Below are 13,188 nucleotides of genomic sequence, written 5' to 3' on the forward strand. Positions count from 1 at the left end.
GAAAAACGTGAGCCGCCGGTGCCTGGATGAATCTGACGGCATCATCAGGTGAGGGTGGTTAATATCGCATTAACCAAAGGGATTCGGGGCGCCCGATAAAGGGCGAGCCGCTCCCGGGACAGCGGGAGCGGCTCTGGGGCGCCGGTCGGGGACGGGGATGCGGGGGACTGACCGGTGCCTGGCTATGGTGCCGGAAAATCCCGGCAGGTCTCTTACTTCACGCTGCCGACGGCAACCGCACGGCCATCCTGAAGCTTCATCCAGCGATTCGGATCATCGGAAGATTGGCGCTTGAGGTAGGTGTATTCGGTATCGGCCCAGAGCATGACCTTGTTGCGCATGTTATCGAGAATGAAGTCGCCGTGGTCGGTGCGGACGGTCAGGACGGCATGGCCTTCGCCATTCGGCTGCAGCACCACGGTCATCAGGAGGTCGGACGGCGAGACGCCGGCATCGATCAGCAGCTTGCGCTTCAAGAGCGCATAGTCCTCACAGTCGCCGACGGTACGCGGGTAGGCCCAGCGCTCTTCCACACCGTAGATCTCCATGTCGGTCATCGGCTGGATCGACGAGTTGACCTGATAGTTGATCTTCAGGATATCCTTCCAGCGTGCTTCGGTGAGAAGTAGCGGGCCGGCGTCACCGGCGGGATTGCTGCAATCGGCCGGATTTTCCTTGCAGAACTGATAGGCGCCGATCGGTGGGCTAGCGTTGCCTGCAAGCGTCATGCTGCCGGGCGCCGCCTGTCCTGTGCCCGTCATGGTGATCATCATGATACTGGCGAAAATGCCGCTCTTGATTGCGTTGAACATTGTCTCTGCCGTCTCCCCGTTTGTTGAGGTGACAATGACATCGACGGTTTTATCCGGCGCAAAATTACGTAGTCAAATTAAGTGCTTAGTTGATTCAAAAGCGGAGAAAACTTGAACGATATTTGAATCGAATACGCATAAAAACCGCAGAAAATTTGCGGCAAATTCGATTAAAATTGCAGCTATTCCCGATACGGGTTCTGTGCCGGAATGGCGCTATTCCGGGGTAAAAGTTAACGGTGGAGTGTTCCGGATTGCGGCTTGTTATCGCGTTGTTAACGCTGCCTTGCAGGCTGATCTTGCCGGATCAGATGCAAGATCGCTGACATAAGGGAGCATTAAGCGCCGAATTGGCCGGTTTTCGCCCGATTCCGGTGAAAATTATTTTTTGAAAAAATGCAGAAATTTTGCCGCTGCATCGACGATAGCAGCGGCGATGGCGCTGTTGTCGAGGGAATGAGCGGCATTTTCGACGATGACGAGCTCGGCTTCAGGCCAGGATTGGGCCGATCTCGGTGGAGTCAGCCAAATCGATCAGCTTCGCATCTTGTCGATTTTACGGGGGATAAGGGATTCAGACGAAGCGAGGGAGCTCATTCACATGCTAGACGTTACGCGTAGCCGCAGGAGAGCTCATTGTTTAAGCAGAAGACGGTTTTCGTGGTTGGTGCCGGCGGCAGTCACGAAGTCGGGCTACCCGTTGGCGATGGTTTAGCCAGAAATATCGCTGATAAGCTGAAACGACCTAGCTCACAATCTTCTGCAGTGCCGGATGAGCGCATCAGAGATGCGATGTACGCACTCGCTGTGGCGGACCAGGATCACAACATGATTCCTTGGTTTACGGCTGCTGAGACCATCGCGAACTCAATGCCACTCGCCATTTCGATAGACAATTTTCTGCACACACACTCAGACAACAAGTTCATTCTCGCGACCGGGAAATTAGCGATTGCTCGATGCATTCTCGAAGCCGAGCAGAACAGTGAAATTTACGCTCAATCGCATGGCCTATTAGACTTTCATTCGCTTCATGAGCGTTACAGGTTCGAGAAACGCCTGCCAAGTTGGCATAATTTACTCTTCAAGATGCTGACCGAAAACGTGAAGCGCAGTAAACTGGGAGAGGCTTTCGAAAACGTCACGATTATCACATTCAACTACGATCGCTGCATCGAACACTATCTGACGCATGCTTTTGCCCAATTCATGGGAATACCTCTGCAGGATGCATACGATGTATGCGCGAATTTGGAGATAGTTCATCCTTACGGAAAGGTCGGCGACTACTTCTTGGAAATGGCTGGTTTCGGCGCCGATGTTCATCGCGACAGATTGATTGCCGTCTCAAAACAGATTCGAACCTTCACCGAACAAGTAACTGAGCAGCAGACCGTCGATCTTATGGCGGCTCGGTTGAACGACGCTGTGAACATTATGTTCCTCGGTTTCTCTTTTGGAGAGATGAATGTTCGCTTGATGGAAACAACCGGGAGAGATGACCAAAAAAACATCGTCGGCAGTGCGTTAGGAATCTCAAAATCTAATCTACAGCATATCGAGCGGGTTATGCGTAAAGCATTGAAATTAGACCATCCGTCCAACCGGCCGTTCAATCTCGAAGACTCGACTTGCCATCAGGTGCTCGCCGACTACTACCGGTTACTCATGAATTAAAGCCGCCTTCTTGCGAGGCGGCCTTGATCGTCGATGGCGATGACAGAAGGATGACGCCTAGAGGAATTCGCGCAGCGTGTCGCGAGATTGCAGCGACAGGAACTCGAGCGCCACGCCTTCGGAGAAATGGCGCACCACGCGGCCGCGCATGTTGCCGAGGCGGATCGCTGTGCCGAGCGGTGGCCGGGCCTCGACGTCGACGGCAGCGCCCGACAGCGAAAGGTCCATGATACGGCAGACATAGCGCGTACCGTCTTCGAGCGTCAGTTCGCTCTTGGTTTCGCGCGGCGTCAGACGGTCGTGGCGGCGGTCTTCCGGCAGGCCAAGTTCGTGCTTGTTGGCGAGCCAGGTCAGCTGTGCCGCAAGCTTCTCGCGCTTCCGTTCCGTTGCATTGATCGACATGGTGAAGCCGCGGGCATCGACGGTCTGCACGTGGCCTTCGACGCGGCCAAGATGGTCGATATAGGCGACGACACGTTCGTTGGCGCGCGGCCGGCCGGGGCAGGTGACGTACATGTCGCCTGGCGACATGTCGATGACCATGCATTCGAACTCTTCGTAGTTCGCAAGCATCAGCCGGCCCTGCATATTGATCGGCACGCGCTGAAAAACACCCTGTTCAGGGCGCGGCGCTCTCTGCGTCTGAGCTTGCTGGAACGAGTGCATGAAAGCGCTTCTTTATAAAATGATATAGTGCGATCTTTACCCGCAACACCTTAACAGAAGGTTGTCTGACGACCTCACATTGCAGCTTCTGGCAAGCATCCGATCTGTATCGTTTCGAGACGCTTCAGCGGGCAGGTGAACCACTGCGGAACGAGGAAACGACTCGCCCCAGAATCGCGCCCAGACCATGCGGTCTTGTGGGTTTGGTGCTCACCTGCCAGCCTGCTTCGGCACTAGCGTCGCCCTGGAAATTCCGCAGCGCGCGGCAGCGGTCGAGCACCAGGAAATCGAGCGGCACGACCTCCAGCCAGCTGGCGACAGTCGTGGCGGCAATGACGCCGAAGAGGCGCTCGCAGTGACCGTCATCCGACCGCAGCGGCATCAGCGCGATCTCGAAGGCTGCGCGGTGGCCGGCGGTGCTGTAACCCGTTACGTTGAGCAGTGCCGGCATCGCATGGCGCATGGCGCCGGCCAGCGTGGCTTCGATGGTGTTGCCATATCCTTCGCCGAACAATGCCGAGAAGCTCTCGTCGCGCAGATCCTGGCCGAAAAGATCGGAAATCTTGGCGCCGGCCAGCCTGAAGGTGACCGGGCCTTCGGCGCTGATCTCCAGTATGAAGAGGCTGGGCAGCATGTGACCCAAAGTGGACGGTTCCAGTTCGGATTTCAGCGGCGCGTCCCGGGTGCCGCGCAAACGGTTCCAGTAGTCGTAAACATCGATGATGGTGTGATGACGCACGGTGCACCCAATCTGTTTCATTACAGTCCAGAATCAGGCCGTCATGGCCTGCTTGAGTGTTATCCTGCGGGTTTCATGCCAAGTCGGGGTCGTTAAGGTTAAAGAACGGTTTCGATTGCCCGCTCCGCCCTTCCATGGGAGATGTCCTGTCATCGCTTCGGAAACGAAGTTCAGCACGAAAGACTTATCGGGCACGGGGTTATCCCGGGGGACGCTCGGCCGCCGTCCGGTTCTGCCGGACGGCTTTTTTTTTACCCGGCGCTCCTGTAAGGCTGTGACCTCGAAACATGAGGGTACAGATGGACGAGCAATCGCCGGGACGGCAGGGCAACGGCGGAGAGCAGCTTCCGGTGAAGCGTGAGCCGATTTTTAACCTGCCGGGCATTCTCGTTGCTACCCTCGGGCTGCTTATCGCCATATATGCTGCCCAGACGCTCTTTCTTTCGGATCAAGCGGCTGGCGAAGTGCTGGAAATTTTTGGCTTCATGCCATCTCGCTATGTGATGCCGTTTTCCAGCCAGGGGTTGGAGTGGCTGTGGAGCCCCGTCACCTATTCGCTGCTGCACGGAAGCGTCGAGCATATCCTGTTCAACGGTCTCTGGCTGATGGCATTCGGAGCACCGGTGATCCGGCGAATCGGCACCGGCCGCTATCTCGCCTTCTGGATCCTGTCATCGATCGCATCTGCCGCGCTGCATGCAGCGCTGAACTGGGGCGATCCGACGCTGCTGATCGGCGCCTCCGGCGTCATTTCAGGCTTGATGGGCGCTGCCTGCCGTTTTGCCTTTCCGGCTCAGCCGCGCCCCGGCGTGCCGGCGCACCTCAATCCGCGGCTGTCGATCGCCGAAACCTTCCGCAGCCGAACCGTCATCGTTTTCACGCTGTTCTGGCTGTTCGGCAACGCGCTGATTGCCGTTGGTGTGCCGCTTATTGGCGACGGCAGCCAGGCGATCGCCTGGGACGCCCATATCGGCGGTTTCGTCTTCGGCTTCTTCCTGTTTCCGCTGTTCGACCGTGCACTACCGCCTTCGGACGAAGGTCAGGACGAGCCGTCCGTATTGCAATCCTGATCGTTGAAGTGCACCATTCCAACTGATCCGCGTTGGGAGGAGAGACCGTCGCGGATGCCTGTGATCCAGTAAAGTGTATCCACTTACGACATAGGAGGTTGCTGATGTCCAACACAGTAAAAGCCATACTCGACCTGAAGGGCCGCGACGTCGTGACGGCTGGTCCGAACACCACCGTTGCCGAAGCCGCCAAGGTGCTCAGCCAGAAGAAGATCGGCGCGATTGTCATCGTCGGCGTGCAGGGCAAGATTTCCGGGATATTTACCGAACGCGACGTCGTTCATGCGATCGCCAAATCAGGCAAGGACTGTCTCGACCAACCGGTCGCCTCGATGATGACCTCGAAAGTGTTCCGCTGCCACGAGGATTCGACCGTCAATGAACTGATGGAGCTGATGACCAGCAAGCGCTTCCGGCATGTGCCGGTGGAGAGCAACGGCAAGCTCAGCGGCATCATTTCGATCGGTGACGTGGTGAAGACCCGCATTGCGGCGGTCGAACGCGAGGCCGAGGAGATCAAGGCCTATATTGCAGGGTAGGTGCGGCGCCGGCCATTACGCGTGGCCGGCAAAAGCTTCCTGCATTCGCTTCAGTTCGGGAAGCCTCAGCGAGGCTTCCTGGTAACCGCGCTCGATTGCCTCGCCGGCGCGATGGAACTCCGAAAGCCCGATATCGCTGAGCCGCGGGTGCAGCGAAATATCCGGCGGGTCGCCCGCCAGACGCGCGCGTGAAATTCGATCCTGAATGATGTTGAAGGCCTGCACCATGACGCCGGTCATGCCGAGACGGGTATAGGGTGTTTCCTCGCGCTTCTGCATTTCCTGCACCGTCAGTCCGGCATTGTGCTTGACGACGGCGGAGCGGCCGAAGAGGTCGTAGTTGAGGTTCACGGCACAGACGAGCGGCTGTTCGTAGCTGCGGCAGACGGAGACCGGCACCGGATTGACGAGGGCGCCGTCGACCAGTGTACGGTTGTTGCTGCGGATCGGCTCGAAGATGCCGGGCAGGGCGTAGGAAGCGCGCAGCGCCGTGATCAGCGAACCATTGGAAATCCAGACCTCGTGGCCGGTATTGACCTCGGCGGCCACGGCGACGAACGGGCGGTCAAGATCCTCGATATTCAGGCCTTCCAGATGCTCGGCCATGCGCTTCGTCAGCCGCATGCCGCCGAACAGGCCGCTGCCGCCGATCGTCAGATCAAGAAGGCTGGCGATGCGGCGCATGGTGAGCGAGCGGGCGAATTCTTCGAGCTCGTCGAGCTTTCCGGCAAGATAGCAACCGCCGACGAGAGCGCCGATCGAGGTGCCGGCGATCATGCCGATCTCGATGCCGGCTTCATCCAACGCCCGCAATACGCCGATATGGGCCCAGCCGCGCGCAGCACCGCCGCCGAGCGCGAGCGCGATCTTGGCTTTCTTCTGTGGTGGTGGGGAGATCGTAGGAACTGTCATATCGGGCAATGTGGAAGACGAACCGGAATCGGATTGGCCAGCTTCAGAGCCCTGACGGTGCAAACTCCAGTTCAGCATGGCTTGCCTCCTCCCGGCAGAACACTCTGTGTTTTCGAAGTGTGTTCCTCTTCCCTTTCCAAATCGTATATAGAGGGCTGATCTGTCCCTATAAGAGGCAAATGCCGCCGTTTTGCGCTATTTCTTATAGACGTCAGCGGGATCGAAATGGCGCTCGTCATCGACGATGTCGAGCATCGGCTTTCCATCCTGCAACGATACGGTCCGATAGAAGCATGAACGCCGGCCAGTATGGCATGTCGCATCGTGACCGGCGACCTCTACTTTCAGCCAGATGGCATCCTGATCGCAATCGGTACGGATCTCCCTGACCGTTTGGATATTGCCCGACGTTTCACCCTTCATCCACAGCTTGCCACGCGAACGGCTGAAGTAGTGCGCCTTGCCTGTCTGGATGGTGAGCGCCAGAGCCTGCGCGTTCATATGTGCGACCATCAGGAGCTCGCCGTCCTGAACGTCGGTCACGATCGCAGTGATCAAGCCGCGATCATCGAAGCGCGGGGTGAAATCCCCCGCGTCCTCGAGCTCGGATTTGTCGTCTGAAGGCGCGTTGAAGGCGAATGGCGTCATCGATCGGCTCTCTTTGTGAAGCCGGTATCAGCGGCCCCGTACCATGGACATGAATCGCGCCTGGTCGGCAGGTTCGGACTTGAAGGTCCCAGTAAAGGTTGTCGTCAATGTGGTCGAGCCCTGCTTCTGCACACCGCGCATGGCCATGCACATATGTTCGGCTTCGATCATGACCGCGACACCGCGCGGACGCAACGTTTCATCGATCGACTTGGCGATCTGCGCCGTCATGGTTTCCTGCGTCTGCAGGCGCCGGCCGAAGATTTCGACGACACGGGCGATTTTCGACAGGCCGAGGACCTTGCCGTCAGGCATATAGGCGACATGCGCCTTGCCGATGATCGGCACCATGTGGTGTTCGCAATGTGAGAAGAATGGAATGTCCTTGACGAGGACCATGTCATCGTAGCCGGCAACCTCTTCAAAGGTGCGGCCGAGCACATCCTCGGCATCCATATCATAGCCGGCGAAGAGTTCACGATAGGCCTTCGCGACGCGGGAGGGGGTGTCGAGCAGGCCTTCACGCGCCGGATCTTCGCCAGCCCAGCGCAGCAGCGTGCGGACGGCGTCTTCGGCTTCTTTCTGGCTCGGGCGGTTGGAATCGCGGCTGTTCTGCGGAAAATTCTTTACGATGGCGTCCATACTGTTCAAGTCTCCTGATCCGCTCGAATGCGGATCGTCTTTCGGACTCGCCAACTGGTATCCCCTGTCAGGAATGTTGCACCTTTGGCAGGCTCCGGGGCTTTCAGGGCGTCGCCCATCCGGCACGGTTTCCCAATCAATCTTACCGGAGGCCATTGCTTTTTCATGGCCCTCGAACGACATACATATAGGAAGACAGCGTCTTCATGTAAGTATGCTAACACGAGACGGTGCGTTTTTTGTTTAAGATACAATGACCACCGAATGAGCCGGTCCACAGTGATCTGGGGCGGAATTGACCATGGACGAGATCTACAACAGCAAAATCCTGGAATTTGCCGGCAATATTGCGCGGATCGGCAGCCTCGAAGATGCCGATGCCAGCGCCCAGGCGCATTCGAAGCTATGCGGTTCGAAGGTGAAGATCTGGCTGAAAATGGATGGCGATACCGTCAGCGATTTCGCCCATGACGTGAAAGCCTGCGCGCTCGGGCAGGCGTCCTCGTCGGTCATGGCGCGCCATGTCGTCGGCGCCACCGCAGGCGAGTTGCGCAAGGCGCGCCAGGATATGCTCGACATGCTGAAGGCCGATGGCGACGGACCCGAGGGCCGCTTCGAGGAAATGCGCTATCTGCGCCCGGTCAGGGATTACAAGGCGCGGCACGCCTCGACGATGCTGACCTTCGACGCCGTCGTCGATGCCATCGGCCAGATCGAGGCGAAGCGCGCCGAGATGGTGGAAGCCTGAGGCGATGTGCGAGTTCTGCTCCCTGCAGCATGACGACGAAGACGAGGGCGGCGCGGCGGCGGCTCCGCAAAAGCCCAAACGCTTCTCCCGCAACTACGCGGGCGCTTTCCCGAAAACGCCGAGCAGGCTCGCAGGGATGGGCTTCATCCGGCTCTACCAGCTGACCCTCTCCGGTTTCATCGGCAATTCCTGCCGTCATATCCCGACCTGCTCCGAATATGGCTACGAGGCCGTCGCCCGCCATGGGCTGTGGGCAGGCGGATGGATGACGCTGTTTCGCGTCGGACGCTGCGGTCCGGGTGGCACGAGCGGGCTCGATCCGGTGCCGGAACGGCTGGAACGGCGATTCCATTGGTGGACACCCTGGCGCTATCTCGCGTTCGGCCGGAAAGCCGCGTGACCGTCTACGTTGCCCTGCTGCACAGTATCGTCCTGGCGCCGGGACGCCGGGTGGTGATGTCCGACCTGCGCGACATGGCCTCGGCGCTCGGCTACCGCAACCCACGCACACTTGTCTCGACCGGCAATATCATCTTCGAGGCACCGGAGTCGCCTACCGGTGATATCGAGAAGAAGCTGGAGGCGGCGTTCATCGAGAAGTTCGGCAAGCCGGTCGACATCATCGTCCGCACCGGCAAGAGCTGGGAGCGGCTGGCACGGTCCAATCCGTTTCCTGATGGTGAGGGCAGCCAGGTGATCGTTCGCGTCATGCGCAAGCCGCTCGATATCTCGGCACTCGACAAGCTGAAGGCCTATGCCGACCCCAGCCAGCGTCTGGCGCTTGCCGATGGCGATCTGTGGATCGATTTCGCCGGCAAGCCCAGCGAATGGAAACTGCTTTCGGCGCTGACCACCAAGCGCATGGGGGCGGGCACGCTGCGCAACTGGAACACCGTTCGCGGTCTGGCCGAGATGCTCTGACAAGACCTGCTTTTTCTTTACTAACAGGCCAAATCCGATTATCAGGCGGCAGCGCTTTGCGTACGGACGCAGCGCTTCATTGCAACCACCCGCATTCGTTGGCGGGACTGGACAAGGAGAATATCGATATGTCCCAATCCGTTTCCCTGACTTTCCCTGATGGCAATGTGCGCGATTTCGCTGCCGGTACGACCGGGCGCGAGGTTGCCGAATCCATTTCCAAGTCGCTTGCCAAGAAGTCCGTCGCCATTGCGATCGACGGCGTTGTGCGCGACCTTTCCGATCCCGTTGTTACGGGCAGAATCGAGATCATCACCCGCAATGACGAGCGCGCGCTGGAACTCATCCGCCACGACGCAGCACACGTCATGGCAGAAGCCGTGCAGGAACTCTGGCCCGGCACGCAGGTCACCATCGGTCCGGTGATCGAGAACGGCTTCTATTACGACTTCGCCAAGAACGAGCCCTTCACGCCTGACGATCTGCCGAAGATCGAAAAGAAGATGAAGGAAATCATCGCCCGAAATGCGCCCTTCACCAAGCAGGTGTGGTCGCGCGAGAAGGCGAAGGAAGTCTTCGCCGCCAAGGGCGAGCAGTACAAGGTCGAGCTTGTCGATGCAATCCCTGAAGGACAGGATCTGAAGATCTACAATCAGGGCGAATGGTTCGACCTGTGCCGCGGTCCGCATATGGCCTCCACCGGCCAGATCGGCAATGCCTTCAAGCTGATGAAGGTTGCCGGCGCCTATTGGCGCGGTGACAGCAACAACGCCATGCTCTCTCGCATCTACGGCACGGCTTTCGCCGAGCAGTCAGAGCTCGACAACTACCTGCATATCCTGGCCGAAGCCGAGAAGCGCGATCACCGCAAGCTTGGCCGCGAGATGGATCTGTTCCATTTCCAGGAAGAGGGCCCGGGCGTCGTCTTCTGGCATGGCAAGGGCTGGCGCATGTTCCAGACGCTCACCGCCTACATGCGCCGGCGTCTGGCCGGTACCTATGAGGAGGTCAATGCACCGCAGGTTCTCGATGCATCGCTCTGGGAGACCTCGGGTCACTGGGGCTGGTATCAGGAGAACATGTTTGCGGTGAAGTCGGCTTACGCCTTTACGCATCCTGAAGACAAGGAAGCCGACAACCGCATCTTCGCACTGAAGCCGATGAACTGCCCGGGTCACGTGCAGATCTTCAAGCATGGCTTGAAGTCCTATCGCGAGCTGCCGATCCGTCTTGCCGAATTCGGCAACGTGCATCGCTACGAGGCGTCTGGTGCGCTGCACGGGCTGATGCGCGTCCGCGGCTTCACGCAGGACGACGCGCATGTGTTCTGCACCGACGAGCAGATGGCTTCGGAATGCCTCAGGATCAACGATCTGATCCTTTCGGTCTATGAGGACTTCGGCTTCAAGGAGATCGTCGTCAAGCTCTCGACCCGTCCCGAAAAGCGCGTCGGCACCGACGCCCTTTGGGATCGCGCCGAAAGCGTTATGATGGACGTGCTGAAGACGATCGAGGAGCAGTCTGAGGGCCGCATCAAGACCGGCATTCTGCCGGGCGAGGGTGCTTTCTACGGGCCGAAGTTCGAATATACGCTGAAGGACGCCATCGGCCGTGAATGGCAGTGCGGCACGACGCAGGTCGACTTCAACCTGCCGGAGCGTTTCGGCGCCTTCTACATCGACAGCAATTCGGAGAAGACGCAGCCGGTGATGATCCATCGCGCCATCTGCGGCTCGATGGAACGCTTCCTCGGTATCCTGATCGAGAACTTCGCCGGCCACATACCGCTTTGGATCGCACCGCAGCAGATCGTCGTCGCGACGATCACGTCGGAAGCCGATGGCTACGGCGCTGAAGTTGCCGAAGCGCTGCGCGAGGCCGGTCTGAACGTTTCGACCGACTTCCGTAACGAGAAGATCAACTACAAGGTCCGCGAACATTCCGTTACGAAGGTTCCGGTGATCATCGTCTGCGGCAAGAAGGAATCCGAAGAGCGGACGGTCAACATCCGCCGCCTCGGCAGCCAGGAGCAGACCTCGATGACGCTCGATGAGGCGATCGAGAGCCTGACCTGGGAAGCGACGCCGCCGGATGTTCGCCGCAAGATCGAGGCGAAGAAGGCCAAGGCCGCTTAAGCCGATTTGGGTGAATACAAGCATGCAAAGGGGCGGCGCTCGATCGAGCGCCGCCCCTTTGAATTTCATGGATCAAATTCCGAGAACGGTTACGCTTGGCGGCGTGAAATCCTTGATCCCCAGTTTCGGGTAATCGCATTTGCGGTCAAACTTGGCCTTCGATACCGTCCGCATGCATTTCGGGTCGGTCTTGAAGGCATATCCGGGCAAACTGACGTACTTGACACTCGGCGCGCAGAGCGCGAGCGCGATACACATCGTCAATGCCGCGCAGATGGTCCGCATGGGACACCTCCTTCGTTCGGCATGACTTCTCGATACGGAACCCCTCCGCACGCGCAACAATCGCATGTCCACCTTCGGGCTTCCATTCGCCTAATCGGATGCAGGTGTTCTGCGCGCGGGCTATGCGCTGCTCATCGGGATGGGCGAGGGGAATGCTCCGTTCAGACGAGGGGAGCAGGCATCAATCGGCGTCTGCGCCGTCCGATCCGCTGTTCGGAACCAGCTGGTCGTAGGACGGCAGCGGCGCCTGCGCCGATTTCTGCGGCGGCTCACCCGCCGCAGAGGGCTGCGGCTCAGGCTGTACGGTCGTTGCGGCGCTGTCCGGCTCCTGTGGCTGGACGTCCTTCATCAGCACTTCGACATCGGTGTTCTTGCCGGCTTCGACCTTGAAATCGCGCTGGTAGATCTTGTCCTTGTTACGGGCTACGGCGGAATATTCGCCTTCGGCAAGCACCATCGTCGGGAAGGCGCTGACGCTTTCGCCGACGCTGTCGCCGGCGGCCGTCAGGATCGACCAGGCGGTGTCGGCGATTGCCTCGCCGCCGGCATCGGAGACGAGCTTGAAGGTGATCTGCGCCGCGCGATGCTGGATCGTCGCTTCCGTCAGCTTGCCGGCCTCGATCTGGATATCGGCGCGGATGACGGCGTTGACGTCGCCATATTCGGAGACGACGTGATAGGTCCCGGCATTCAGACGGACGACGGTATTGGGCGATACATCGGCCATGACGAGGCCACGCTCGCCGTCGTCACGGACTTCGGAAGAGTAGATCGAGAAGCTCAGCTGATCCGGGCGGATGCGGACGTCGGAACCGGATACCGCGTTCAGCAGCAGGCCGCCGGCATCGAGCACCATGACCTGCTTGTCGACCGCGCCGCTCTCGGGCACGTTGACCTTCTTGGTGACGCCGGCGCGCCCGAAGGAGACATTGACGAAGTAATCACCGGGCGCCAGCTGGAACGCGGCGGAACCACCCTTGGCGCTGGCAATCAGCGGCAGCTTGCCGTCGGCACCGGCGATCGGGCTGAAGACATACCAGGAAAGCCCATCTTCGACCGGCTGTCCGTCGGTCGTCAGCTTTGCCTCCATCGGCACTTCATGCAGAAGCGCGCCCGGCGGCGTCGTGCCGGGGGCGATGAAAGCGTTCAGCTTCGGCATCTTGGCCGTGGTGTCGAGCTGCTTGAAGTCCTTGAATGCATCTTGCGCGCCTGCCGAAAACGGCGAGGAGATCACCAGTGCAAGCGCAAGGGCTATCCGCGCAAGGGGCAAAATGCCGGTCATGAGTTTCCTGGACCGATTGACTTTAGAAATCACAGGGGCCACTTCAAGACCAACCCGATGGCAAATTCAAGACCCATCCCCGTTACAGTCCTGAAATTGAAAGTTTCTCCCG

The 13,188-nt window shown here is 59.1% G+C and carries 15 protein-coding genes; 7 read left to right on the plus strand and 8 right to left on the minus strand.

Going from position 1 to position 13,188, the window contains the following annotated elements:
• Nucleotides 1–212: 212 nt before the first annotated feature.
• A complete protein-coding gene (locus tag AC1DV9_RS06870; RefSeq protein WP_112387332.1) occupies nucleotides 213–812 on the minus strand; it encodes a transglutaminase-like cysteine peptidase in 600 nt (199 codons plus the stop codon).
• A 636-nt stretch (nucleotides 813–1,448) separates the two neighbouring features.
• On the opposite strand from AC1DV9_RS06870, the gene AC1DV9_RS06875 reads away from it, so the two are divergent.
• Nucleotides 1,449–2,489, plus strand: coding sequence for a hypothetical protein (locus tag AC1DV9_RS06875; protein ID WP_477946871.1), 1,041 nt, complete (start codon nucleotides 1,449–1,451; stop codon nucleotides 2,487–2,489).
• Between the two features lie 57 nt (nucleotides 2,490–2,546).
• Here the strand turns inward: AC1DV9_RS06875 and AC1DV9_RS06880 are convergent, their stop codons facing one another.
• Both AC1DV9_RS06880 and AC1DV9_RS06885 read right to left on the minus strand, forming a co-directional pair.
• Entirely contained in the window at nucleotides 2,547–3,155 is a 609-nt protein-coding gene (locus AC1DV9_RS06880) for a PilZ domain-containing protein (RefSeq protein ID WP_112387334.1), read from the minus strand.
• A 124-nt stretch (nucleotides 3,156–3,279) separates the two neighbouring features.
• On the minus strand, nucleotides 3,280–3,915 hold the full coding sequence (locus tag AC1DV9_RS06885) for a PAS domain-containing protein (RefSeq protein WP_310299848.1): 636 nt from the start codon (nucleotides 3,913–3,915) through the stop codon (nucleotides 3,280–3,282).
• Between the two features lie 278 nt (nucleotides 3,916–4,193).
• On the opposite strand from AC1DV9_RS06885, the gene AC1DV9_RS06890 reads away from it, so the two are divergent.
• Entirely contained in the window at nucleotides 4,194–4,964 is a 771-nt protein-coding gene (locus AC1DV9_RS06890) for a rhomboid family intramembrane serine protease (protein WP_477946873.1), read from the plus strand.
• A 104-nt stretch (nucleotides 4,965–5,068) separates the two neighbouring features.
• Complete coding sequence (locus AC1DV9_RS06895; RefSeq protein WP_112387337.1) at nucleotides 5,069–5,503, plus strand: CBS domain-containing protein; 435 nt, start codon at nucleotides 5,069–5,071, stop codon at nucleotides 5,501–5,503.
• A 15-nt stretch (nucleotides 5,504–5,518) separates the two neighbouring features.
• Here the strand turns inward: AC1DV9_RS06895 and AC1DV9_RS06900 are convergent, their stop codons facing one another.
• The 3 genes from AC1DV9_RS06900 to folE all read right to left on the minus strand — a co-directional run bounded on the left by AC1DV9_RS06900 (nucleotide 5,519) and on the right by folE (nucleotide 7,705).
• Nucleotides 5,519–6,493, minus strand: coding sequence for a patatin-like phospholipase family protein (locus tag AC1DV9_RS06900; RefSeq protein WP_112387338.1), 975 nt, complete (start codon nucleotides 6,491–6,493; stop codon nucleotides 5,519–5,521).
• 117 nt (nucleotides 6,494–6,610) lie between these two features.
• Nucleotides 6,611–7,063 (minus strand): phosphoribosyl-AMP cyclohydrolase, encoded by a 453-nt coding sequence (gene hisI, locus AC1DV9_RS06905; protein ID WP_112387339.1) that lies wholly within the window; start codon nucleotides 7,061–7,063, stop codon nucleotides 6,611–6,613.
• A gap of 27 nt (nucleotides 7,064–7,090) precedes the next feature.
• The gene (folE, locus tag AC1DV9_RS06910; RefSeq protein ID WP_112387340.1) at nucleotides 7,091–7,705 is read right to left on the minus strand and encodes a GTP cyclohydrolase I FolE; all 615 of its coding nucleotides are present in this window, start codon (nucleotides 7,703–7,705) and stop codon (nucleotides 7,091–7,093) included.
• Nucleotides 7,706–8,006: 301 nt separating this feature from the next.
• Here folE and AC1DV9_RS06915 point away from each other — a divergent pair, with 301 nt between their 5' ends.
• From AC1DV9_RS06915 to thrS, 4 genes are all read left to right on the plus strand, one after another.
• Nucleotides 8,007–8,453, plus strand: a complete 447-nt coding sequence (locus tag AC1DV9_RS06915; protein WP_477942963.1) for an iron-sulfur cluster assembly scaffold protein — start codon at nucleotides 8,007–8,009, stop codon at nucleotides 8,451–8,453.
• A gap of 4 nt (nucleotides 8,454–8,457) precedes the next feature.
• Entirely contained in the window at nucleotides 8,458–8,853 is a 396-nt protein-coding gene (gene yidD, locus AC1DV9_RS06920; protein WP_477946875.1) for a membrane protein insertion efficiency factor YidD, read from the plus strand.
• Nucleotides 8,850–9,374 carry a DUF1697 domain-containing protein gene (locus AC1DV9_RS06925; RefSeq protein ID WP_477946877.1) on the plus strand — a complete coding sequence of 175 codons (525 nt, stop codon included), beginning with the start codon at nucleotides 8,850–8,852 and terminating at the stop codon, nucleotides 9,372–9,374. The genes yidD and AC1DV9_RS06925 overlap by 4 nt, the downstream gene beginning before the upstream one ends.
• A gap of 128 nt (nucleotides 9,375–9,502) precedes the next feature.
• Entirely contained in the window at nucleotides 9,503–11,509 is a 2,007-nt protein-coding gene (thrS, locus tag AC1DV9_RS06930; protein ID WP_477946879.1) for a threonine--tRNA ligase, read from the plus strand.
• A 72-nt stretch (nucleotides 11,510–11,581) separates the two neighbouring features.
• On the opposite strand, the gene AC1DV9_RS06935 is transcribed toward thrS, so the two are convergent.
• Nucleotides 11,582–11,794, minus strand: a complete 213-nt coding sequence (locus AC1DV9_RS06935; RefSeq protein ID WP_112387345.1) for a hypothetical protein — start codon at nucleotides 11,792–11,794, stop codon at nucleotides 11,582–11,584.
• Between the two features lie 181 nt (nucleotides 11,795–11,975).
• On the minus strand, nucleotides 11,976–13,076 hold the full coding sequence (locus AC1DV9_RS06940) for a hypothetical protein (protein ID WP_477946881.1): 1,101 nt from the start codon (nucleotides 13,074–13,076) through the stop codon (nucleotides 11,976–11,978).
• Nucleotides 13,077–13,188 lie beyond the last annotated feature (112 nt).

It is taken from the genome of Rhizobium sp. 01L410, assembly GCF_056400165.1.